This window comes from Hanamia caeni, from assembly GCF_003721595.1.
Classification (GTDB): Bacteria; Bacteroidota; Bacteroidia; order Chitinophagales; family Chitinophagaceae; genus Ginsengibacter; species Ginsengibacter caeni.
Genome location: NZ_RJJR01000021.1, coordinates 33,829 through 58,015, shown reverse-complemented (window position 1 = coordinate 58,015; position 24,187 = coordinate 33,829). Strand labels below are relative to the sequence as shown.

At 40.1% G+C, this 24,187-nt stretch carries 18 protein-coding genes; 4 read left to right on the top strand and 14 right to left on the bottom strand.

Translation table 11 applies throughout. The features are described from left to right. Window positions 1-80: 80 nt before the first annotated feature. Both tatC and EFY79_RS19375 read left to right on the top strand, forming a co-directional pair. Window positions 81-971: a twin-arginine translocase subunit TatC gene (gene tatC / locus EFY79_RS19380; protein ID WP_233578061.1), complete on the top strand. Its 891-nt coding sequence runs from the start codon at window positions 81-83 to the stop codon at window positions 969-971. A gap of 121 nt (window positions 972-1,092) precedes the next feature. Next, complete coding sequence (locus EFY79_RS19375; protein ID WP_158605258.1) at window positions 1,093-1,665, top strand: L,D-transpeptidase family protein; 573 nt, start codon at window positions 1,093-1,095, stop codon at window positions 1,663-1,665. 18 nt (window positions 1,666-1,683) lie between these two features. Here the strand turns inward: EFY79_RS19375 and EFY79_RS19370 are convergent, their stop codons facing one another. The 13 genes from EFY79_RS19370 to EFY79_RS19310 all read right to left on the bottom strand — a co-directional run bounded on the left by EFY79_RS19370 (window position 1,684) and on the right by EFY79_RS19310 (window position 12,215). Next, window positions 1,684-2,169 (bottom strand): RrF2 family transcriptional regulator, encoded by a 486-nt coding sequence (locus EFY79_RS19370; RefSeq protein ID WP_123122415.1) that lies wholly within the window; start codon window positions 2,167-2,169, stop codon window positions 1,684-1,686. Between the two features lie 91 nt (window positions 2,170-2,260). After that, window positions 2,261-2,572 carry an iron-sulfur cluster assembly protein gene (locus tag EFY79_RS19365; RefSeq protein WP_123122403.1) on the bottom strand — a complete coding sequence of 104 codons (312 nt, stop codon included), beginning with the start codon at window positions 2,570-2,572 and terminating at the stop codon, window positions 2,261-2,263. A 12-nt stretch (window positions 2,573-2,584) separates the two neighbouring features. Further along, complete coding sequence (locus EFY79_RS19360) at window positions 2,585-3,022, bottom strand: SufE family protein (RefSeq protein WP_123122402.1); 438 nt, start codon at window positions 3,020-3,022, stop codon at window positions 2,585-2,587. Continuing rightward, complete coding sequence (locus EFY79_RS19355; protein ID WP_123122401.1) at window positions 3,023-4,267, bottom strand: cysteine desulfurase; 1,245 nt, start codon at window positions 4,265-4,267, stop codon at window positions 3,023-3,025. A gap of 48 nt (window positions 4,268-4,315) precedes the next feature. Next, window positions 4,316-4,783: a DinB family protein gene (locus EFY79_RS19350; RefSeq protein WP_123122400.1), complete on the bottom strand. Its 468-nt coding sequence runs from the start codon at window positions 4,781-4,783 to the stop codon at window positions 4,316-4,318. Window positions 4,784-4,820: 37 nt separating this feature from the next. Further along, a complete protein-coding gene (sufD, locus tag EFY79_RS19345; RefSeq protein WP_123122399.1) occupies window positions 4,821-6,140 on the bottom strand; it encodes a Fe-S cluster assembly protein SufD in 1,320 nt (439 codons plus the stop codon). A gap of 124 nt (window positions 6,141-6,264) precedes the next feature. Then, entirely contained in the window at window positions 6,265-7,032 is a 768-nt protein-coding gene (gene sufC, locus EFY79_RS19340) for a Fe-S cluster assembly ATPase SufC (RefSeq protein ID WP_123122398.1), read from the bottom strand. A gap of 142 nt (window positions 7,033-7,174) precedes the next feature. Next, on the bottom strand, window positions 7,175-8,620 hold the full coding sequence (sufB, locus tag EFY79_RS19335) for a Fe-S cluster assembly protein SufB (RefSeq protein WP_123122397.1): 1,446 nt from the start codon (window positions 8,618-8,620) through the stop codon (window positions 7,175-7,177). A gap of 295 nt (window positions 8,621-8,915) precedes the next feature. Next, window positions 8,916-9,182, bottom strand: coding sequence for a Txe/YoeB family addiction module toxin (locus EFY79_RS19330; RefSeq protein ID WP_123122396.1), 267 nt, complete (start codon window positions 9,180-9,182; stop codon window positions 8,916-8,918). After that, window positions 9,173-9,379, bottom strand: a complete 207-nt coding sequence (locus EFY79_RS19325) for a DUF2683 family protein (RefSeq protein WP_123122395.1) — start codon at window positions 9,377-9,379, stop codon at window positions 9,173-9,175. Before EFY79_RS19325 ends, EFY79_RS19330 begins: the two co-directional genes overlap by 10 nt. Before the next feature lie 28 nt (window positions 9,380-9,407). Further along, a complete protein-coding gene (locus EFY79_RS19320) occupies window positions 9,408-9,851 on the bottom strand; it encodes a c-type cytochrome (protein ID WP_123122394.1) in 444 nt (147 codons plus the stop codon). Between the two features lie 2 nt (window positions 9,852-9,853). Next, entirely contained in the window at window positions 9,854-11,134 is a 1,281-nt protein-coding gene (locus EFY79_RS19315) for a PQQ-dependent sugar dehydrogenase (protein ID WP_123122393.1), read from the bottom strand. A gap of 127 nt (window positions 11,135-11,261) precedes the next feature. Further along, window positions 11,262-12,215, bottom strand: a complete 954-nt coding sequence (locus tag EFY79_RS19310) for an aldo/keto reductase (RefSeq protein WP_123122392.1) — start codon at window positions 12,213-12,215, stop codon at window positions 11,262-11,264. A 397-nt stretch (window positions 12,216-12,612) separates the two neighbouring features. On the opposite strand from EFY79_RS19310, the gene EFY79_RS19305 reads away from it, so the two are divergent. Both EFY79_RS19305 and EFY79_RS19300 read left to right on the top strand, forming a co-directional pair. Further along, entirely contained in the window at window positions 12,613-17,862 is a 5,250-nt protein-coding gene (locus EFY79_RS19305) for a hypothetical protein (protein WP_123122391.1), read from the top strand. Window positions 17,863-17,904: 42 nt separating this feature from the next. Further along, a complete protein-coding gene (locus EFY79_RS19300) occupies window positions 17,905-22,068 on the top strand; it encodes a hypothetical protein (RefSeq protein WP_123122390.1) in 4,164 nt (1,387 codons plus the stop codon). Between the two features lie 129 nt (window positions 22,069-22,197). On the opposite strand, the gene EFY79_RS19295 is transcribed toward EFY79_RS19300, so the two are convergent. After that, a complete protein-coding gene (locus EFY79_RS19295) occupies window positions 22,198-24,063 on the bottom strand; it encodes a CocE/NonD family hydrolase (RefSeq protein WP_123122389.1) in 1,866 nt (621 codons plus the stop codon). Window positions 24,064-24,187: the final 124 nt, after the last annotated feature.

The window sequence follows — 24,187 nt, the reverse complement described above, 5'->3', positions numbered from 1 at the left end:
AATAATAACATTTATACTTTTGCCAATCCATTCGGTAAATAAATTCGTACTATTATATTTGCATAAATGACTAAGATAAATTGAGCAATACAACATCAGAAAGAAAAGCCTTTTTTAAAAAGATACGGGGAAAAGATACTGATAGTTCCTCAGGAGCAGAGATGAGTTTTATGGATCACCTGGAAGTGTTGCGTTGGCATCTTTTCAGGTCGGCAATAGTGCTTATTGTTGTGGCAATATTTGTTTTTGTTTATGTTGACTGGATTTTTGATAATATAATTTTTGCTCCTGCAAAAAAGGATTTTATCTCCTATACCGGCCTTTGCCGTCTTAGCCATTACCTGCATCTTGGCGATTCGCTTTGTATGCCGCCGATTGATATCCAGCTCCAGGGAAATACAGTAAGCGGCCCTTTTATGTCTGCTATAAGTATTTCGTTCATCGGCGCTATCGTTATTGCGTTTCCCTACCTTATTTGGGAGGTGTGGAAATTTGTAAAGCCCGCTCTTTCTGCAAAAGAAATTAAATACGCCACCGGCAGCATAGGCTGGGTTTCGCTTTGTTTTTTTACGGGTGCGGCTTTTGGCTATTTTCTGCTGGCTCCGTTTACATTTAATTTCCTGGCTAATTTTCAATTAGGCCACCTCGGTGTTTATAAATATATGCCAACCCTTGATGATTATATTGATACGCTCACCTCTCTTATTTTGGGCTGTGGAATAGCTTTTGAATTGCCCGTGCTGGCTTATGTGCTTTCCAAATTAGGGCTTATCACTCCCGCCTTTTTAAAAGAATACCGCAAATATGCCTATGTGGTTATCCTTATTGTGGCAGCCGTTATTACTCCCTCTCCGGACTGGACCAGCCAAACTATCGTGGCCGTTCCTCTTATTATTTTGTATGAAATAAGCATTGTAATCAGCAAAAGAGTCGATAAGCAAAGAAAGATTGAGGAAGCGCAATGGGATTAACATTTCAGATATTAAACCAAACTGAAATAGCTCCATCAAATAAACGTTAAATCACCATGCCGAATGGTTTACAGATTTTGTAGCCATCATGGTTTTTTTTAGATTGCAGCACCTACTCAAAATGAAACCTCTTAAATATATTGCCTTCTTTTGCCTGTTTTTAATAGTAATCGTTTCGATAGCTCCTGGTAAACGAACAAATAAAAGAGATTCTTATTTTCGGAAGCAACCGGCTAAAAGTGAATCTGCTGCGAATCCTTACTACATTATAATTTCCAAAAAGAAGTATGAATTGCGGGTGTATGATGACAAGGGCTGGTATGCTACTTATCCTTGTGTGTTTGGCAGTAATGATTTTCGTGATAAATATATGGCGGGCGATAAGCGGACTCCCGAAGGCAATTTTAAAGTTATTGTTAAAAGAAACAGCTCCAAATGGAAGTATGAACTTTTATTAAACTATCCCAATCCTGAGAGCTATAAAAAATTTGATGAAAGAAAAGCGGAAGGCTTAATTCCGAGGAATGCTCAGATAGGAGGTGGTATAGCCATACATGCTACACGTCCACAGGAAGAATGGACGGTAGATTATTATCAGAACTGGACTGACGGCTGTGTTTCTTTAAAGTATTCCGAAGCTGCAGATTTGTATAGCTATATCCCTGTGGGCACACCGGTTACCATTGAAAAATAGGGATTTATTTAAGCTGCATTAACCGGCTATTTCTCTTTGCTGATATTGATGCTGCTGTAAAAGCGTATTCAGCAAATTATCAGATTGCTTTTCATTTCCAATTAAATCGCTCAATTGTATTTTATCTAATAACTGGTCGATAGAAAACTGGACCATTTGCCAAAGTGAGCGAACGGAACAATTAACGGAATTGGTGCATAATCTGCTGGCGCCTGTAAAATCGTTACAAAATTCTTTTGAAAAAAGCGCGCCTCCAAGGGTCTTTAATACGGCATTTACGTTGATTTCAGTTGATGGTTTGGCCAGCACATAGCCGCCGATATTTCCTGGGGTGCTGTTGATAAAACCGGCCTGGCGCAAAAGCCTGGTTAGCTTGGCCGTATAGGCAGGAGATAAGCCTTCGGCAATGCTCAATGCCTGTATGCTCATACTATCTTCGTCATGGCATCGTGCAATGCGCAGTAATATCCGTAGCCCGTATTCTTCCTGTGATGTGATTTTCATGATGAAATTTTTTTGCTGAGAGCTTAAAGCCAAATGCTTAAAGCCAAAACCAATTACTTAATAAACAAATAAACTAGTAAACCAATAACTTCTACATAAACCCTAATTCAAGCATGGCCACTTCGCTCATCATGCTTCTGTCCCATGGTGGATCCCAAACTACTGATACACTAACATCATTGACGCCTTCAAGACTTCTTATCTTATCTTCTACTTCCACCGGCAGTTCCTGCGCGGAGGGACAGCTCGGGGCTGTAAGTGTCATTACGATTTGAACATTATTAATAGGCAAAACTTCCACTTCATAAACCAATCCCAGTTCATAAATATCAACCGGAATTTCAGGGTCGTAAATTTCATGCAAGGCCTCAATTACTTTTTCTTTTAATTCTTCTGCTTCCATGTTTAATTTATTTTAGTTTGACGCTACAGATTTATAGGCAAGCGCATAATTTTTAATTTGTTTAATCATTGATAACAAGCCATTGGAGCGGGTTTGCGCCAGGTGCGTCATCATTCCAATGTCATTAATGAAATCCAGCTTTGCGTTTAGTATTTCATCAGGAGTATTGTCTGATAAAACTTTAATCAACATGCTTATCAATCCTTTTACAATCACTGCATCACTATCTGCCTTATAAAAAATTTTTCCATCTTTGAATTCAGAGGTAAGCCAAACCGTAGATTGGCAGCCTTTGATAATATTCTCCGGCACTTTATATTTTTCATCCAGCGGCTCCAGATTTTTACCAAGGTCTATAATGTATTCATATTTTTCTTCCCAACTGTCAAACAAAGAAAACTCTTCGGTAATTTCTTCTTCTCGTTCTTTTATTGATGTATTTCCATTCATTTACGTGAGCATTTTTATTGCTTTCTTAATTGCGTTTACCAGCCTGTCCACTTCTTCTTTGGTATTATACATTGCAAAAGAGGCGCGCACAGTTCCCGGAATTCCAAAGCGCTTCATCAAGGGTTCAGTGCAGTGGTGGCCGGTTCTTACTGCGATTCCCTGGTTGTCTAACAAAACGCCGATATCCTGCGGATGAATATTTTTTATCACAAAAGAAATAAGGCTTACTTTATTTTTTGCGGTGCCGATTATTCTTAATCCTTCTATGGCACTCATTTGTTCGGTCGCATATTTCAACAAATCATTTTCATGATTTCTTATAATATTTTTTTTAGTTTCTGTGATAAAATCCAATGCCACTTTTAAAGCAATAGTGTCGGCGATATTGGGTGTGCCGGCTTCAAACTTATAAGGCAATTCATTGAAAGTGGTTTTCTCAAAAGTTACTTCTTTAATCATTTCGCCACCGCCCATAAACACGGGCATTTCTTCTAAAATTTTTCTTTTGCCATAAAGCGCGCCCACGCCGGTGGGGCCATATACTTTATGTCCTGAAAATGCAAAAAAATCACAATCCATTTTCTGTACATCAATATCCAAATGAACAGAAGATTGCGCGCCATCTACCAAAACCAATGCGCCGATTTTATGTGCTTCCTCAATTATTTCCTTAACAGGATTAATTGTTCCTAAAGCATTAGACACATGAACGATTGAAACCAATTTGGTTTTTGGCGAAAGCAATTTTTTATATTCATCCATCAACAATTCTCCATCATCATTTATCGGAATTACTTTTAGAACCGCTTTTTTTTCTTCACACAAAATTTGCCACGGAACAATGTTGGAATGATGTTCCATCGTGGAAATAATTATTTCATCGCCTTCATGAATATTTTTTCTTCCCCATGTATAAGCTACTAAATTGATTCCCTCGGTAGTGCCTCTTGTAAAAATAATTTCTTCTGAAAAACGGGCGTTAATAAATTGCTGTACAGTTTTCCGGGTGGCCTCATACGCCGCTGTGGCTTCTTCTGCAAGCGTATGAATTCCGCGATGAATATTGGCATTGTAATTAGAATAATAATAATTCAACGCGTCAATCACTACCTGTGGCTTTTGGGAAGTAGCTGCGTTATCCAGATAAACCAATAATTGATTGTTCACTTCGCGGTTAAGAACAGGGAAAAGTTCCCTGATTTTCTTTACCTCATAAGTGGGTGATATAGCGGTTAATGTTTCCATTTTTTAGTATTCATTTTAAATTCCCAATAGCTCTTTACAATTAATCTTTTACAATTTCAGCGCTCTTTTCAATGCCATAGAATAGCCTACGTGCAGCCCATCATGAAAAGAAACAAACTTAGCAGCATCATTGATATTCTTAAGTCTTACACCTGGGTATGATTTAAGGTCAAAGGCTTTGTAATTTTCAAATATATTGGTAGCGGAGTCTTCTTCAAATTTATCAATTGTAGAAAGTAAAAATTGCTTAAAGGTTTCAAATTCTTTTTCATCAATAAAACCCTCAGGACGGGTGCCTGTTTTATATTTGTCAATGATTTCATCGGAGATTACTGGTTTTGCGCCAGCATTACGATAACATAATATTTGCTGATTGGCTATAACATGCGCAAAATTCCACGCAAGGTTATTATTAAATCCTTCAGGAATTTCATTTAGTTTTTCGATGGAGATTCCATCAATCAGGTTCAATGAAAATTTCCTGGCTCCTCTTATTATATCAATTGATTCTTTCATGTTTTTGAATTAAGAAAATGTCAGTTTGCATAAGTCGTTAATCTGACAATCGCTCAGAGATAAGTTGCTCAGCATATTCACGAAGCGGCTCTATTTTTATTTGTTCCACGATGCTGGCGGCATAAGCCTGGAGCAGCATTGCCTGCGCATGTTCTTTGGAAATGCCGCGGGTTTGCAAATAAAATAAAGCTTCTTCATCAAGCCTTCCAACGGTGCACCCATGCGAGCATTTTACATCATCCGCATAAATTTCCAACTGCGGCTTACTGTTGGCGCTGGCCTTCTCACTCAATAAAATATTATTATTGGTTTGATAGGCGTTGGTTTTTTGCGCATCAGGCCTTACGAAAATCCTTCCGCTAAACACGCCTGTTGCATTATCGTCAATTACTCCTTTATACAATTCATTGCTGAAACAATTCGGCATTTTATTATCTACAAGAGTGTGATTATCTACGTGGGTTTTGCCTTTCAGCAAATACAAACCATACATGTGCGCTTCATTTCCTTCCGCTTCCATAATGATGTTGGTATTGTTTCTTATCGTATCGCCATTTAGAGAAATTACCAACGTATGCGCGTGACTTTTTCCCACCTGGCGAACGTGAGTAGTGCCCACCTGGCTCGCTGCTGCCTTATCATTTTGAATTTTATAATGCTCAAAAATGGCATCCCGTTCAACAACTACTTCTGCCACTTCGTTTGTAAAGCTATCCATCGGGCCGATGGTTTTGTAAGTTTCTACCATCTGCAGTTTAGCTCTTTCATCCACGAACACCAGGCTACGCGGCTGCGCCAAAATGTGATTGTCACGGGCATCTGAGACGTGATAGAGGAAAACAGGATTTTCAATTATTTGTTTCTTTACTGCCAGGATGAAAACGCCGCCATAAATAAAAGACGTGTTAAGCGCATGAATGCCGTCATTGATAAAAATTGCGCTTTTGCCCAAATTTTCCTTCACAATGTCTTTATAAATTCCGTTTTCTGCTTCTTCAAGAGGAAGAATGACCAAATGTTCTGAAGATGTGCGGATGGAAGAAAGGCCGGGAACATATTTTCCATTTACAAAAACCAATTCATTCGCATTTTCAAATCCGGGTAAGCGCATTTCATCAATATCAGCTTTAGTGATATTGAAATCTTTTTCAACACCTGTTAGCTGGTATTCTTTTTTAAATAGATCGCCAACATTCAGCGCGCTATATTTCCATTCTTCATTTTTATGTGTGGGAATACCTTTGCCAGTAAAGTTATCAAAGCCTTTTTGCCTTATCCTGCTGAGGAAAGCGTCTGGATTTGATGATTGCAAATCTTTAAATTTTTCGCCGAAATATGCTAAATTAATTTTTTCCATTTTATTTTAATTGCCGCCAGTTATACAAATTGACACAAAGTATTTTTGATTTTATCTAAACCAATCTAAACCATCTAAACCTATCTAAACTTTCTAAAATTTCTTAACCCTCAACCTCAACTCTCTACGCTCCCGTTCCATTCAAACTAAACTCTTCTTTAATAAAATCATATCCTTTTTCTTCCAGTTCCAAAGCGAGTTCTTTAGTGCCGTTTCTTACGATTTTTCCATTCAGTAATACATGAACAAAATCGGGTTGCAAATAATCCAACAAACGCTGATAGTGCGTAATCACAATGATGGCGCGGTTTTCATCGCGTAATTTATTGACGCCGCTCGCTACGATGCGCAATGCATCAATATCAAGACCTGAATCGGTTTCGTCCAAAATAGTGAGCACAGGTTCCAGCATCGCCATCTGGAAAATTTCATTTTTCTTTTTTTCACCACCGGAAAATCCTTCGTTAATAGAACGCGTCAATAAAGATTTGTCAATCTCTACCAATTTTGTTTTTTCTCTCACCAGTTTCATAAATGAAGCTGCGTCCAAAGGCGGCTGTCCGTGATATTTCCTCTTTTCGTTTAAAGCAGTTTTGATAAAATTGTTAGTGCTCACTCCCGGAATTTCCACAGGATATTGGAAAGCGAGGAAAAGGCCCTCACGGGCGCGGTCTTCAGGCGATAATTCCAAAATATCTTTTCCCAAAAATTCAACGGAACCTTCGGTGACTTCGTATTCTTCTCTTCCTGCCAAAACCGATGCCAGCGTACTTTTTCCTGAACCATTTGGTCCCATAATCGCATGAACTTCGCCTGCATTTACCTCAAGATTAATTCCTTTTAAAATCTGCTTTCCCTCTACAGAGGCATGTAAGTTTTTGATTGATAACATATTGTTTTAGTATAAAATTTAATAAATGATTTAGCCTCATCCCAACCCTTCTCCGAAGGAGAAGGACGTGCTCTAAAAATTTATTTTCGGTTAATATTTTTATTTTCTCATTCACCATTCACCATTCACCACTCACCATTCATTATCCCACACTTCCTTCCAGGCTTATCGCCAATAATTTCTGAGCTTCCACGGCAAATTCCATGGGCAACTGGTTCATCACTTCTTTTGCAAAACCCGTAACAATGAGCGCCACGGCGGCTTCCGTATCTATTCCGCGCTGGCGGCAATAGAAAAGCTGGTCTTCTCCAATTTTAGAAGTGGTGGCTTCGTGTTCAATAATGGCGGTTTTATTTTTTGATTCGATATAAGGAAATGTGTGAGCGCCGCATTTATCGCCGAGCAAAAGGGAATCACACTGTGAATAATTTCTTGCATTCAAAGCGTTTTTTGAAGCGCGAACCAAACCGCGGTAACTATTCTGGCTTTGGCCTGCAGAAATCCCTTTGGATACGATTCGGCTTCTTGTATTTTTGCCGAGATGCAGCATTTTTGTTCCTGTATCGGCCTGCTGAAAATGGTTGGTCAATGCCACGGAATAAAATTCCCCGATTGAATTATCGCCTTTTAAAATAACGCTTGGGTATTTCCACGTAATGGCAGCGCCGGTTTCTACCTGCGACCAGGATATTTTAGAATATTCGCCCTGGCAAATCCCTCTTTTAGTTACGAAATTATAGATACCTCCAAGTCCGTTTTCATCACCGGGAAACCAGTTTTGAACAGTGGAATATTTTATTTCTGCTTTGCGCATCGCTACCAATTCTACCACGGCGGCGTGCAACTGGTTTTCATCACGCTTGGGAGCCGTGCAGCCTTCAAGATAGCTAACATAGGATTCATCTTCGGCGACAATTAAGGTGCGCTCAAATTGTCCTGAATTTTCGGTATTAATCCTGAAATAAGTGGATAATTCCATCGGGCAACGAACGCCTTTGGGTATGTAACAAAATGAGCCATCGGTAAAAACTGCCGAATTTAAAGCGGCAAAATAATTGTCGGTCATCGGCACCACAGAACCCAAATACTTTTTTACCAAATCAGGATGATTTTGAATCGCTTCGCTGATAGAGCAAAAGATAATTCCTACTTCTGACAATTGTTTTTTGAAGGAAGTTGCCACCGAAACGCTGTCCACCACCACATCCACCGCAACACCACTTAATCTTTTTTGCTCGCTGATAGAAATTCCCAGCTTGTCGAATGTTTTCAGCAATTCAGGGTCCACTTCTTCAAGGCCGTTTACCGTCTTTTTTTTCTTTGGCGCAGCGTAGTAAATTATATCCTGGTAATCAATCTTTGGATAATGCACATGTGCCCATTCCGGTTCTTCCATCTTAAGCCAATGGTGATAGGCTTTCAGTCGCCATTCAAGCATCCATTCGGGCTCATTTTTTTTGGCTGAAATAATCCGGATGGTGTTTTCGTTCAGGCCTTTTGCCACCACATCGGTTTCAATATCTGTAACAAATCCATATTTATATTCACTTGCTACCGTTTGTTCCAAAACATCCATTTCTTCTTTCATTCTTCCCAGTATTTTTGAAAATTTATTTATTTAAAAGTACAGGGCAAAGGTAAATGGTTTTACTGTTTATACAAAATAGTATAAATAGATTTAGGATTTGATTGAAGAAAGATTTTGTATGAAAATAAAGACAGAAAAGGATTTTCAGAGTATTTGTGTGGATGGGAAATTTTTAATTACAGTAAATGAAGAAATTAGGAGGATTTTGGTTTTGTTTGATTGTGGAAAGTATTTAGAAAATCAATGATTCAGAGGATTATATAACAATGATTGCAAATTAAAATATACTTCTTCATCAAGGCTTCTCATAGTGGCCTCTTAATGACCAAATATAAATTTTGTCGTTCTCCACTTCGTAAATAATTCGGTGTTCATCAGTGATACGCCGTGACCACTTTCCAATGTGGTGATATTTTAATCCTTCAGGTTTACCAATACCTTTAAAAGGTGTTTTTTCAATACTTTCTATTAGTTGTGTAATTTTTTTTTGCACAGCCTTATTGCCTGACTTCTTCCAATATTGCAAATCGGCTAATGCTTGCCGGAGGTAAACTATTTCCACAAATCCGCCGTTTTAATGGCTTTATATCTTCCGGCTTTTTTATCTTCTTCCGCTCTTTTCATTTTCTTTTCAAATTCATCATTATATGGATTTGTAGTCTTTTTTGTTTTTTCAAAAGGCACTTTTAGTGTTCTGGCCAATTGCTCGAAAAGATTTGCCTGCTCTTTATTTTGTGGATGTATTGTAATTGCTTCCATAATTTATTATTCAAAAATACAAATGTAATCATTTCGCCTTACTCCTCGCCGCCTTCACTTCCGCCGCCGTTACCGCCGCCGTTTTATTTCCAAAACTATTTCTCACATACGTCAATACATCTGCAATCTCCTTGTCTTTTAAAACTGAACCCAAAGCTGGCATTGGATTGTTGTAAGTTTCCTCATTGATGTCCACATTTTTTAACCCATTCAAAACAATTTTTATCAGTGTTTCTTTTTCACCCAAAACGTAAGATGTCTGTTGTAATGGGGGGGCCATATTCGGAACACCGCCGCCATCGGCCTGGTGGCAGGAAATACAATATTTTTTATAAATCGTTTCACCAGGCAATTTTTGTTGATGAAAAGACGAGGCCGATTGCGAATTTTCTGCAGAAGGAATTTTAAAACCGCTTGTCAGAAGCAAACCAAAAGGTATCAGCAAAAATCCAATAATTAAAATCTTATTCATTCTTATTTATTATATGAAATCTTATAAATAGTTCCTTTTGAATCGTCAGAAACATATAATGAGCCATCAGGACCTTGGGCCAATCCACAAGGGCGATGCTCTGCTTTTCCGGGTGACATCACTACTTTTTCACCGGAAAATCCATCGGCAAAAACTTCCCATTTACCGGATGGCTTTCCATCTTTAAAGGGAACGAACACTACGAAATACCCGGCCTGCGGCTCAGGGCTCCTGTTCCATGAACCATGAAAGGCAATGAACGCGCCATTCTTGTACTTTTCGGGGAATTGATTGCCTGTATAAAATAATAAATCGTTGGGTCCCATGTGGCCTGGAAATGCCATCACCGGGTCAAGGTATTTTTTATCCGCTGATTTCTTTCCGTCACCACCATATTCCGGCATCAGGATTTGCTTTTTCTCAATTTGGTTATAATAAATATAAGGCCAGCCTGCGTTGTCGCCTTTGTGAATTTCGTACATGCATTCTGCCGGAAGAACGGAAGAAGCTTTTGTATCATAATATTGGGGAAATAAATCGTGAAGCTGGTCGCGGCCATGTTGCATCACAAAAAGCGCATTATCTTGTTGATTCCAATCCAATCCTACCACATTGCGCAAGCCCATTGCATAATGAACGCCATCTCCATAATGCTGGTTCATCTTATCGGCTTTAAATTGCCAGATGCCACCGGCGGAATCCAAAATCGGGCAACCCGGCTGCCCCATTGAGCCCGGCGTCCGGTCTTTTACCTGGCACGAATTAGAATAGGCGCCCACGTTTACGTAAATATTTCCATCATTATCAAAGGTGAAGGATTTTGAATTGTGTTCGCCATGGTCCAATAAACCAGTAACGATTGTTTCCGGCTGGCCAGGATTTTCTACTTCGTCCTTATCATTTAATTTATAGCGGTAAACGTCTGTATTGCTGGATGCATACAAATAGCCATCATGAATCCGCATGCCTGTGCCTCCATAATCGCCAAAGCCGTTTTTTTGTTGAAGGTTGCCATTTTCATCTTTTAAAAATAATATGCCATTTCCATTTTTGGCCCGGCCCAATTTGGCATAAACATCTCCTTCTTTGGTAATGGCGATATGCCTCACCTGGCTAAGATTAGAAGCTACAATAGCTGCGCTGAAACCCGCCGGCAGCGTTAATCCTGCATTGTCAGTCGGGGAAGCGCCTTTTTTAGGTTTAGGTCCTGTGTAACTAAACGATGAAGTTGCCACCAATACCAGTGCAGCAATTACCACCGAGGCGGAAAATTTCTTTTTCATTGGAAAATGATTTTACGATTTAGAAAAAAATTACTAACAAAGTTACAGGAATTCCGCTATGCATTTTTTTGAAACCCTTGAAAATTTGTCCTGTATTCGTCAAAATAAAAAATATATGTTGGTTGCTTCACTGCTGTTGCCTGCCTGTGGCATTTAATTTTTCCATGTCTTCCTGGCTTAGTTTCAACTCTACTGCCTGCATGATTTCATCCAATTGCTTTTTATTGGTCGCGCTGGCTATGGGTGCGGTTACCAAAGGGTTTTTGATGAGCCATGCCAGCGAAATAGCTGCAGGTGAACTGTTGTATTTTCCCGATAGTTCTTCCAATACTTTCAAGAGCGCTTCCCCTTTTTTGTTAAGATATTTTTCCATTCCTTTTCCACGAACACTTTTTGAAAAATCCTTTTCAGAATGATATTTCCCCGTTAAAAATCCGCTGGCGAGAGAGGAGTAAGTGATAACGCTCATATTGTTCTTTAGTACCAGGTCAGCATATTTTGTTTCAAATTCCCTGTCATATAAATTGTATTTGGGTTGCAAGGTTTGGTAACCAGGTAAATTTTTTTCTCTGCTGATTTCGAGGCTTTCCTCAATTCTTTCAAACGATAAATTAGAAACGCCAATGTACCCGATTTTTCCGTCGTCCATCAACTGCTGATAAGCTTGCAGCGTTTCTTCAATAGGCGTGGATGGGTCGTCTTTATGGGTTTGATACAAATCAATATGCCCAATCTGAAGCCTCTTTAAAGATGCTTCTGCTGCGGATAAAATATATTTTTTTGATAAGCCTTTTTTATCTGCAGAAATTCTATCGCCTACCTTGGTTGAAATTACTAATTGACTTCTGTTTCCCCTTTCTTTCATCCAATTGCCAATGATGGTTTCTGATTCGCCGCCTTTGTTTCCGGGTACCCAGGCTGAATAGGAATCCGCCGTATCAATACAATTAAAGCCTCTTTCAAAAAACTCATCCAAAAGCTTAAAGGCTTGCTTTTCATCCACCGTCCATCCAAACACATTTCCACCAAATATCAACGGTGCAATTTCGATATCTGTATGTATTAATTTTATTTTTTCCATTGTTTTTTTTTGCCATTCCCTCAAAAATCTTGCTTGATTTTATTTAATCTGCTCAAATTTTTTTAAAGCAGAAATGACAACTGCGTTTAAGTAAAATAGAAAATTGCCTTAAAAATGGCTTTACTGTTCGTGAGTATATTCTTTTTTTTGGGTTATAGAAAATTTTTTCTATAAATTTTATTTTGATGTGCCGATTACTAAATAATTATTGCCAGTTGCTCAATGTGACCATAAATAATTGTCATTCCCCTTTATTTTTATCTCGCACTGATTGTTTGATATGTACCGTTAGTTTCTGATTTTCCATAAATCATTTTTTTATTCCTATCCTTAAAGCCCGGGGCATGTGAAATATTGAATAATCGGCAAATTTTTTCACAATGTAACTCCCTGACTCATGGCCGACAATCCCCTATTAGCGCAGCTCGCACAAATTTCAGGCGAATTTATCGCAGCCAATCCCTCCTCAACTGCGCTAACAGATTTTCAGAATCACATTGCCTCAGCTCTGTTGCAAAGCCAAACTTTAGAAAGTTTGCAGGATAGCCATCTGTTTGAAACGATGGCTTCCTATGCGACAGAGCAGTTAAGCGCCGAAGAACTGTCACGGTTAAGTTCGGTTGTAAAAGCCAACGCAGGCGGAGCGGTGGAAAATGATATCCGGGTTTTCAGGCGCGAAGTGCCGTTTGCCAGCAGCCAGGCAAAAGCAAGCGTTCCTGAATGGGCAAGAGGAGCGGCAATCACCAAATCTATCGGCCCTTTAACTAAGAAAGACGGGCGCTCTGTTGTTTTTGATATTTATAAAATAATTGAAGGCGTAAAAATATTCATTCAGGGATCGGCAAATCCTTCAATAGTGCTTCCTGTAAAAGTATTTTCCATTTTGAAATTGAACCCCCAAGCCAACAACTACGGGATTCCGGCTGGCAGTGTGTGGATCAATGCGGCGCTTATTGCACCTGGTGCACCAACCAACCAATTTTGTGGTTTAAAAATAAAAGGTGGAACTATTAAGTTTTCTTCCTCAGTTACCTTAACATCTAATTCCGTCACAATTCCGATGGGAACGGTCGTTACAGTAGATCTGAACCTGGATTCAGCCACAGCCTCTGGTGATGCAGCGGGAGGAATTGGTTTGGATGCAAAAAATTCTAAACTTACGTTGCCTGACAGCTTTTCTTTTTCTTTTAGTAACAGCGGGTTCAAGATTACTGCCGCTGGAAATGGCTCGTGGAGCTTGTATGGACAGGAAAATAGTTTTACGTATGCTGCCGGAGTTGCAAATTTTTATTTAGCGCAATTCAATAGGGTATTGATTCCCTACAACAATAGTGTGGCTGATTTCAAAATCGTGAAATGTGATTCCAAAGTAACTAATATAAAAGAATCGGCCCCGATACAGAAGTCGGCGTGGAGCCTATCGTGTGCTTTACTGGATGTTAATAATCCGCTGGAAGCTGCCGGGGCAGGCGCTTTGATGGCATTAACCAAAGAAGGCCTTCAGTTGAGCTGGAATGGACTTAAGGATATTAATCTTGAAAACACCGAATGGATTTCCCTCAGAAATCCCTGGATATTGTGCGAACCCGGACGCATTTCCATCACGGATACAAATGCCGGTAATGAAAATGCAAAACAGGTTTACCAGTTATGGAAAAATAAAAAAGGCGTTTGGAACAAAATTGAATTGCAATACCGAAAGAAATTTAACCTCTTTTATAATTGTATCCGGCAGGGAAATGAAACAGTGATGGTGCAGACCGACTGCACCGGAACTGTAGACAAGCCTGTAGATGTCGCAGGCATTCCTTTTAGTTTAAAAAGTAAGCAAACTATTTTTATGCTTACTGTTTCTGAAAATGCCCCAATGGTATTATTGTATGATGACAACTTATGGGTAGATAATTTTACCGGCCAAAATGATACGTTGAAACCAAAGGCAATCGGATTAAATAATGCTTTGCTAACGGTAACGCCCATCGCATCGTTTTTTTTATATGGAAAATTAAAAGCTGCGCCAGATTGGAATGAGTTTGAAAAGACAGCGTTGTTATTTTCTTATGGGTTATTGAGCTATCTTCCTACGCTCCCGGATCCTTATGCGGCAGATGTAGATATATTCAAACGCCGCTATTCTGTGTTTTCCAATTATGATGGGCTCGGAGCAGCGGGCACTGCCACTAATATCAAACAGCTCCTTGTGGCGCTTTTGCAATGGCAAAATGCAGAAGAGCCATCTGTCAATTTTATATGGGGAGATATTGCGGCGGGCCTTCAAAAAGCGGTAACCCCATTTAATACAGCCACTTCGGCAGAACCAGCCGGTAAAAACGTTCCACCAAAAGTGAATGTAGCCATCGCCGCCACAAAGATACCACAGACAACTACGGCCAGCATTTCTGCGCTTGCCAATCCGGTTTCATTAAATCTTAATAAAAATGCCGGTTATGCTGATGAAAGGGCTTCACTGGCAACCAAGAGGCAAACTGATTTTCTGACTTCTCAATACATTTCCGCCGGAGTACCGGACAGTGAAGCAACAAAAATGGCGATTTCTAATGTTCAATCTTCTGCAGAAAGAATGACGAACTTACAGCAAAGAGCATTGTTCAATCTGCTGGACGTAAGTACTAATGCGGATTTGCTGGGTGTAAGCATTGGTTTTGTCAACGAGGAATTTATTTTCAGGGAAACTTTTAAAGTGGAGCCTATAACTGAAAACCAAAACCCATTGTCCATACAAGGTATGGATGTGGTGGCCTCAGGGAGGTTTGTGCGGATTTTTACCGTTCCGCAAATAAGCTGGGAGCCGTTAATCAATATTCCCACTCCCGATGCAACCAATCCGCCCACGCCTTTTGATCCACCATTAGGAATCTTAAGATTTGATGACGATGGTTTTCCTGCTCTCATCGGCAATACCGGCAAAGAGCCTGTGGCAGTGGGGCCTATCCCGGCCACAAAGGAACTGGTAGAAAAGTATAAAAGCGATAACAATTACAAGGCGTGGAGCCTTTTTACATTGCCTAATGGTATGGCGGCCATCGGAAGGTATAATCAATCTAATTTTTATTTACCAAAGCCTAATAATGACGGGGCAAAAATTGAATTGGTAAAAGCCAGTTTTAATAATGGTACGAGCGCAGGATGGCAAATTGTAACCAGGTCAGGAGCAAATCCCAATGAAGACAATTCAGTTTTTGAGGGAATGACTTTCCAGCAAACCAATGTTCATAATATTCTTGTAGCAGGCACTTGGAGCATTTTGGGAAGCTCACCTACTACCATTTTCAATAATGAATTTGCTAACCAGATGCGGTATCGGGGCGTGCCTTTGGAACGGTATGATTTCACCGGGTATGGCGCGCAGGTATTTAGCCAGTGGCTTAATAAAAATGCAGAGATTGCACAGGTTTCGCAATCGATATTTGATGTATGGCGCGGCCGCGTAGCCAAAGAAATTATCCAGGTGAGAAGCATTATTTATCCATGGGGCATCCGAGTGGTACGAACCATAACCATGTACCGGAGCAGCACAGGCTTTGAATATCGTATAGACAGCGGTTGGCGCGCTGATAGCGATGGTGTGTATAATTTTCTCACTTTAAATGAACCTAATGTAGGTTATGATTTTCATCCCGGTTTGGTAAAGGGAGTGTATGATGTTAGCAATATTGTAGAAAATGACCTCGCGCCTTATAAGACAACCTGGCTTAAAGATTATGGGGTATATGTAGATGAAGCCAGCGGACTTGCCGTGAATGTGCCTGCTGGAGGCAAGAGTCTTGAAATAGAAATGATTCCTGTATATTTTGATGCAGACGTTAAGATAACTGATGTTGAGGGAACTAAAATAGTGGATGGTGTACCCGAAGGGCGTATGGTTCCTTCCAAAAAAATGGTTGGTTATCTGCAATTGGCGCCGAGGGGCGTTATTATTTCTTCGCAACATTTTGCAAATGTGCTTGATCTTCAAAACGGGCTGGGAGGCCCCGTGGATTGTGAGGTGAATATAAATGGCAGCGGCCAGAAAATGAGAATCAGCCGGGTGGAGGTGAATCACAGCCTGGACGCTTCCAATAAAATCGTATTTGCCACCGCTGCTAAAGGAATGCCGGTATTACCTAAGGATGGAAGCTGGAGCCTGGTAATGCACGACAAAAATTCAAAAGAAGTGGTACCTGTTTCCGAATCCGCGGTGGACTTAACCAGGCAGGGGTTATTGAAGTGGGAAGAAAAAAACGTTAATGGTGTTACAGCCTGGGTGAGTTCTGTTCCCGATCAGTCGCATGCTAAAGAAATTACTGCCATTAGCGAATTGTTTGAGAGTGCTGAAGACCGCTTAAAACAATATGCATTTTTACAAAGTACAGATGCGCAAAAAGTTCTGTTCCGTAATCCCTTTTTCCAAAAGGCAGAGAAATTGTTGCACAGCACAATGCCCGATCTTGGGGATGCCTACCGTCTTTTGAATAGCAAGGGCATATTCCCAAATCTTGATGGATTGCCTAAAATTGATTTGGATGCGAAAGGTTGCGCTACAAAAATTATTGAACAAGGTTACCAGCTTGTGGATAAAGCCGCTACTAATGTGTTGAAAGCGCTGGAACAAAGTTTTCCCCAGGACGCCTCATTTACATTTATCGATAAACCAGGCATTTTAAAGGTGTATGTTGAATATGCTGCCAAAGGCAAAGATAAAAATGCGCCGCCATCAAGCCAGGGAATATTGAATTTCGATATCAACAGTGAAGTAAATAACTGGGTAAATAAAATGAATGACGTTACCATGGTAGTGGATTTATTAACCATGGAAAGATTGTTTTTGATACAGGGGAAATTTGATACGGCAAAGGGCGAGAAACCTGAATTTAAAGGGCCAAAGCTTATTCCGGGTGAAGATTTGAAGCCCATCATAGAAATTTTGGAAGTGCTCGAAGCCATAGGCACAAGCAATGATTATGCAGACCTTATAAAAAAAGGATTGAAGATTGCCATGAGCAACAGTCCTAATAACTGGGAATATAAATTTACGGCTGATAAAGAAATACCTGTTTTAAGATTTCCGGCTGCTTATCTGGATGGCCCTACTACTCCATTGCGGCTTGAAGCCGGTTTAAAACTCGGAGTTTATTTTAATATGGGCATGGAATTGCCGCCCGCAAGTGCGCTTCCTGAACTTAGTGCGGGGGCATTTATTGAATTTGACGGAAAACTGAGCGTAATGTGTGTGAGTCTCGCTGCCGCCACCGTTTATGCGGTGGGCCAGGTTACGTTGCGCATTTCTGCTGATACGATAAAGGGGCCCGGTTTGTATATGAAGATGGGATTTGGAATTGAGCTCATGGTGGGAATTCCGGTAGTAGGAAACGTAAGCGTTTATTATGCCGTAGGAATTGAAATTTCATTAGATACTTCGCAAATAACTGTGGCAGCCTTTATCCTCTTCAGGGGAAGAGCAGAATTAATTGGCGGATTGGTTACCATTCAAATACAAATTGAAGCAGCCGGTAAAATTCATAAAGAAATCGGCAGCGGCCGCACCGACTGCATTGCACAGGTAACCTTCAGCATTGACGTAAGCATTGTATTTGTTATTAATATACATGAAACCGAAAGCTGGCAGGAAGCGCGCCAGATAGCATAAAATTCACATCAAACTATATCAATCATTCCTAAAAAAATTGTAATGGAATCTAAAATAAGCATCATGGCCTTTCCCCAAAAACAAGTGGGGAATAGTTTGTTCCTGAATGTGCTGGCAGTGGTAAGAAATTATAATCCGCTCACTACAGACGATTTGTCGACAGCCTGGGTGAATAGTAAGCTCAGGCTGCAGGCAATGGTGATAGATTCTCCCGATGATTATCCGCGCCTGAATATTGCCGCCACTTCTTATGATCTTCCCGGTGTACAAATGAGCGCCCAGGCTAAGAATATTTTTACTTCTTTGAAAAGCAGGTTTAAAATTACCAAAACTGCCAATGATGCAAGTGGACGGGCCGACATATCGAAAGTGAACCCAGTAAAAAAATATTTACCGCTAACTTACCGGGAATCGTTCAATTTTACTTCTTTAAGGGATAAAAATAGTTCTGTAATAAATGACGAATACCATTGCGCTATCAAGGGGCAGAAGGATCCTGATCCCAATTTTGCCGCAGCAATTACTGATGAAACGAGTTGGGGTAAAGTATTTGCTTTTGTTTTGCGCCATAAGGAACTTGCTAAAAAGTGCGGATTTATTCATGAAAATTTAGAAATAAAATTACCGGACAATACATTTAAAAACGGCGGCTGGCTTTACATTGATGTTCACCCGGAATGTAGTTATTATTCCGATGTGCAGGCAGATAAAAATTACATAAAAAGATATGCCGCCAGGATACCAAAATTGGATTTTACAAAAATCCGGAGCCTTTTTGCCTCAGTAGAATTTCCTGTTTTACTTAACGAAAATGCACCGGCGCCCGATGAACCCTTGCAGCCATCAGAAGTAATCCTTGATCAAATGTTTATTGAAGCTGCCAGCTATTCCGATGGTTTTTGCAAAATAGTGCACAATTTTCAACCGGTAAGTAATAGCCTTATCCGTGAAGAACAGGATGATGAATCGCCGGTCACTAATGATATAGGCATAAGACTCGGCTGGGATGATGAACAATTAGCTATCTGGCACTCAAGACAGATGAATGCGGATCCTGCTACTGGCAACCGTACGGATGCACCTTTGGGAGTTTTTCAATATAGAGTGGATGCAAGAGAAACTGCGGATGATCCCAATAATCCCAATAAATGGATTTCCCTTTGCAAAGTAAAATATGATAAAGATGTTTTTTTGGATGATGAAAAAATTGGGAATAAAGATGATTCGCTGGAAATGGGCGTGGAAGTATATCCATCGAAACCACATCCCGATACCCATTTTTGGCTGCCTGCTTATTTTTCGCAATGGATAGGCAACAGCCTTGCCCTGCAGGATGAGGATGCGATTGCCATTTATCATAAAGACCAGATAGACAAAAATCATTTATCGCCGAAAAACATTTACGATCCCCAGGATGATTTGCCATTCAAAGCCGTAAAGAATGATTATTATAAGGCAGTTGGCCTGGAAAATTTTTCTCTGTTATACGGCCACAGTTATGATTTTCGTGTACGCATGTCCGATATAACCGGTGGCGGCCCTGTGCAGGAAGATACTCCACAGTTTGATTCGCCATCACCTGTGACTACGTGTCTTTTTAAACGGCATGTAATTCCTCAGACATTCAATTTTGTAACTCAATTGCCACAGAGCGATGATGCATTTTTTGAAGAAAAGATATTGAGCATTAAAAGACCGTTATTGGGCTATCCATCTGTGTTATTTACCGGCGCTTACGCGGATGGCGTCAAAAAATTAATTGCTGATGCAGATGCGGTAATTGCCGGAAATTTAAAAAGAGATGTGGGACTTTTTGATCCTGACGTTAACAGGGTAGAAATAACTGTGGAAGTAAAATGCCTTGCTCTGGATGCTACAATCCGCAAAGTGCATGCAAAAGATAATTTTGCACTGCTCTATGTAACTACAAGAAATTTTACTGAGCCATTTGACAGTCAATTGGATCTGAATCTTAATTTCATCGATGCGCCGGTGCTTAATTTTTTTGCCGGCCAGGAGCTCCCGGATATGGGATTGCACCTTGGTGGAGATACTGATATTGATAAACGTGCAGATATTATTTTGCCTACGGCAAGAGATATCAGAATTTCTGTGCGGCCACTTACCGCTTCCAAACCGGATTATTATGGAGGAACAACTACAGGAGAAAGAAACGGCCCTAACCGTACTGAATTGAAAGGAATGCCTTCTTCTTTTATGACAAGAAGCGTTGCCAAATCTGAAAAAGATTTCATAAAACCCACAGGTGAGAACATGATGATCCGTAGTGTATATCTTCAACCTGAAGAGCCAATAAAAATAGTAGCGAATGTGAAGAAATTATTGGTGGAAAATCTTGCGGATTCCAATCAGACGCCCACAATCATGGACAGGCTTGCCTCTGCGGTTGGAACAGATTCAAAAGGAATGTCGCTTACCGGCAGGCCCGGCCAGCGCTGGCAGTTTGGTGTTAGCCGCTTCATCAGGCATACATCTTCTCCGGATAATACAAGCGTAACTTTTGCTACCAAAAATGATTTGCTAAATCATTGGATAATTCCCATCACTTTATTGATAGATCGCGATTGGAGCTGGGATGGATTACAACCGGTAAGCTTTAATATATATCGGCGGAAAATATTCGTAAGGGATGCGATGGAAATATTGGGCAGCATGAGCAAAGAAGATTTTCTAAACGATAATGATGCGGAAACAGTGTTTTCCAATGCATCCATCAAAGCCGCTGCAAAGGAAGAGTTGGTGGGTGATATAGAATTTAAACAAGCCATTAATATTGCAGCCCTTACCGGAGCAGACAGGTCTCAGACATACGCTGCTTTCATCGATGCGGTAGAACCTAAACAAAATGATGAAGAAAAATTTCCTGATGAATTGATGCTTGCTTACAGGATTAGTGTAAATTTTAATCAAAATAAAAAAGATAACAGCCTGCCAGAAAAAGATGGCGATCTCAATTTGTTTTTGCATTTGCCCATCACTACGCCTCCTTCGCAAATGCCAAAAATTGTAAGCGCTGGAATGGCTTTCAGTAAATATGTGCGCGATGAAAATTATGCCAATACAGAAAACCGCAAAAAATATCTCTGGGTAGAATTTGCCGAACCCATAAAAAATCCTGACGATGCATATTATGCAAGAATGCTCGCTTATGCGCCTGATGTGCTGCTGGCCCGCTGGGAGCCTGCATTATTGTTAGCGAAAAAAGATCCGCCGTTGCCGCTTGATCCGGAATTCATCAGGATAATAAGCCCGGCAAGCAGCGATGACAAAACGGGTTATTACGCGATGCAGGAAATGATTCCTGCTTCTGATAGCGACGTCCATTTTTTATTGCCGTTGCCTCCCGGCATTCACGCTGAAGCATTGGAGATGTTTGGATTCTTCACTTACGAATTCAGGGTAGGGCATAAGCTTCCATGGACAACAGCGCAGGGCAGGTTTGGCAGGGCGTTGCGGCATACCGGTATCCAGTTTCCACCTCCGCAATTGTTTTGCGTTCCCAACCGGAATGAAAAATATATTACCGTTACGGCTCCTTATGCTCAAACTGTTTTTGATGGCCGCAATGTGACTGCAAATCCGCCACGCACGCAACTTTGGGCGCTTTTGTATGCCCAGGTGCGGATGGCAGATGATAGTGATACGCGCAATGTTTTGATTGGGGACAGAAAATTAAGGATGATGCCACAAAAAATTTCCAAAGGCGAAAGCCCTATCAATTCTGATGCAACCCCGCAGGGCATTACGGGATGGCTCAACAAAGAGGTAGAACAATTACTTAACGTGTATGGGTTACCGTTAGACAGTTCCTTAAGTGTTTTAACCGTTGAACTGATGCCCGGATACGATAATTTTTTAGTGGACCAAAGGAACACGCAAACGCTCAGATCTCTTTCACTTTCCAACGCTGATAACAGATCTTTTGCCAACTTGAATATTTCTTCTGTAAACCCCGCGAACTTTAAACAATATATGCGCATGGCAAGCGAGGATATGCAGCAAGTGAAGCAACAAATAGATGCGAATTTTGTAAAAGATGTTTCAACCGGAAATGATGACTATGCTGCTACTTCCGGAATTTATGATGACCAGGGGCCGCGCCCTCTTACCAGCGACTTGGGAAATAGCCGTATATTAAGAACTTCCACTCTTATAGCCGTGCCTGAAGTATGTTGTACAGTTTAGGATAAGTTTTCAAATGCTTGCTATAGTTAGCTTTTTTTAAAAATCAGTAATCCGGATTTCCAAAAAATAAATCCGGATTTTTTATTCGTTTACTGTTTAATGGATTTAAAAATCCATTAAAAATTGATGCTATTGTAACACAGGCAGCACAATTCGTGAGGGATGATCTGCATCATGATAAATACGAATAGTTGATTTTTGAAAATCATTTTCATTGGCAGCAGGAATGCGCATAAATTTTTGAGGATTCATATCAACCAAAGGAAACCAACTGCTTTGCACTTGTACCATTATTTTGTGGCCTTTCTTAAAAGTATGGCAGATATCATTAAGGTGAATTTTCACTTCAGTAATTTCCCCGGGAATAAATGGTTGTGGGTGAACATAATCATTCCTGAACTTTCCACGCATAACTTCCGCCCGAACCAGCCGCTGAAAGTAACTGCTAAGGCTATAATCCACTCCTTCTTTTTCATATATTTCTTCTGGTGGAACCACGTCAATTAATTTTACAATAAAGTCTGCATCAGTGGTTGAAATGCTTGTAAATAAATCTGCGAGAATGTCTCCCGCGATGGTGACATCTGCAGGTAAAGCCGGACTTTCATAAACCAAAACGTCGTTTCTTGAAGCGGTAAAACGCTGGTCTTCCACCATGTATTCATTGTTCCTTCGTGCCTGGATTTTTGCAGTGTAAGGAACCGGGTTTGCCGGGTCGTTTATATATTCATCAAAACTGTTTTTGTTGTTATTTTTTTGAGCAGATAGTTTTTTATTTTGACTGAGATAATAACTCACTTGCGAAATATTTTCCGGCGGCCATTGTTTAAAATGCCGCCATCTATTAGTTCCGGTTTCAAATACGGTGGCTTCCGATGCGTCCCATGAACCTTCATCTTTTAAAAAATAATTGAAGAATTTTGTTTGTAAACTGTCCTGGAAATATTGACTGGTATTACTTCCAAAATCATAACTCCCGAATTTGCTCCATTCGTTTCTTGCCCACGCGCCGTGCGTCCAGGGCCCCATCATTAAATAATTATTATTTTCCGGGCTTTGTTTTTCTATGGCCTCGTAAGTGTGAAGCGAACCAAATAAATCTTCAGCGTCAAACCAGCCGCCAACAACAAGTGTAGGAATTTTTATATTTTTTAAATATTGCCTTATGTTTCTTTTTTGCCAGTAATCATCATAAGTATTATGTGCTAAATATTCATTCCATATATAGCTCCTGTGATTAAAATATTTTTCAGATTGCGTATTTTTTATAGGGCCAAGATGTAAGAAAAACTTGTAAGCATCCTTTCGGGAGGCATCAAACATTGAAGAGCCATAATCTTCAACGGGCCCGTTTCTTTCTTTTCCAAAATAATTCATAAAGTCAAAATTATCCATCAGGAAAAATGCTCCGTTATGATTTGCGTCATCACCAATAAATTCATCCGTTACCGGCGCCTGCGGGCTTACCGCTTTGATAGAAGGATGCGCACCGGGCAAGCTCGCCGTGGCATAAAATCCAGGATAAGAAATTCCGTACAAACCTGCGCGACCATTATTGTTTTTTATATTTTTCAAAAGCCAATCCATCGTATCGTAGGTGTCGCTGCTTTCATCCACATCTTTATCACTTTTTTTATTTGGAATGTAGGGCGTTACTTCTTTATTACGGCCTTCGCTCATATAGCGGCCACGCACATCCTGGTAAACGAAAATATATTTTTCACGCATCAACGCTTCATTAGGGCCGATTCTTACTGCATAATTATTTTTACCGTAAGGCGAAACTGAATAGGGAGTTCGCTCAATGAGAAATGGATATTTCTGCGACTGATCTCTTGGAATATAAATGATTGTATATAATTTAATTCCATCGCGCATGGTTATGGTTGTATCAATCTTACTGTAATTTTCTTTTACAAAGGTGCTTCTGTTGTTTTTCTGTGCCCGTGCAAATAGCGCAGTGATGCAAAGCAAGACCAATAATTTAAATTTCATTTTTTTTATTTAAGCGCTTTCAAAAATATTAAGAAACAGAGGTCAGAAACAATTTATTCTTTATTAAAAATATTTCAGTGAATAGATTAACGACAACGAACTGAGCATCTAATTCAGAAACGCA

Bases quoted from the DNA above. Each gene is read 5' to 3' on its own strand.
- EFY79_RS19375 (WP_158605258.1), top strand. From the start codon at position 1,093: ATGAAACCTCTTAAATATATTGCCTTCTTTTGCCTGTTTTTAATAGTA.
- EFY79_RS19370 (WP_123122415.1), bottom strand. From the start codon at position 2,169: ATGAAAATCACATCACAGGAAGAATACGGGCTACGGATATTACTGCGC.
- EFY79_RS19365 (WP_123122403.1), bottom strand. From the start codon at position 2,572: ATGGAAGCAGAAGAATTAAAAGAAAAAGTAATTGAGGCCTTGCATGAA.
- EFY79_RS19360 (WP_123122402.1), bottom strand. From the start codon at position 3,022: ATGAATGGAAATACATCAATAAAAGAACGAGAAGAAGAAATTACCGAA.
- EFY79_RS19355 (WP_123122401.1), bottom strand. From the start codon at position 4,267: ATGGAAACATTAACCGCTATATCACCCACTTATGAGGTAAAGAAAATC.
- EFY79_RS19350 (WP_123122400.1), bottom strand. From the start codon at position 4,783: ATGAAAGAATCAATTGATATAATAAGAGGAGCCAGGAAATTTTCATTG.
- sufD (WP_123122399.1), bottom strand. From the start codon at position 6,140: ATGGAAAAAATTAATTTAGCATATTTCGGCGAAAAATTTAAAGATTTG.
- sufC (WP_123122398.1), bottom strand. From the start codon at position 7,032: ATGTTATCAATCAAAAACTTACATGCCTCTGTAGAGGGAAAGCAGATT.
- sufB (WP_123122397.1), bottom strand. From the start codon at position 8,620: ATGAAAGAAGAAATGGATGTTTTGGAACAAACGGTAGCAAGTGAATAT.
- EFY79_RS19325 (WP_123122395.1), bottom strand. From the start codon at position 9,379: ATGGAAGCAATTACAATACATCCACAAAATAAAGAGCAGGCAAATCTT.
- EFY79_RS19320 (WP_123122394.1), bottom strand. From the start codon at position 9,851: ATGAATAAGATTTTAATTATTGGATTTTTGCTGATACCTTTTGGTTTG.
- EFY79_RS19315 (WP_123122393.1), bottom strand. From the start codon at position 11,134: ATGAAAAAGAAATTTTCCGCCTCGGTGGTAATTGCTGCACTGGTATTG.
- EFY79_RS19310 (WP_123122392.1), bottom strand. From the start codon at position 12,215: ATGGAAAAAATAAAATTAATACATACAGATATCGAAATTGCACCGTTG.
- EFY79_RS19305 (WP_123122391.1), top strand. From the start codon at position 12,613: ATGGCCGACAATCCCCTATTAGCGCAGCTCGCACAAATTTCAGGCGAA.
- EFY79_RS19300 (WP_123122390.1), top strand. From the start codon at position 17,905: ATGGAATCTAAAATAAGCATCATGGCCTTTCCCCAAAAACAAGTGGGG.
- EFY79_RS19295 (WP_123122389.1), bottom strand. From the start codon at position 24,063: ATGAAATTTAAATTATTGGTCTTGCTTTGCATCACTGCGCTATTTGCA.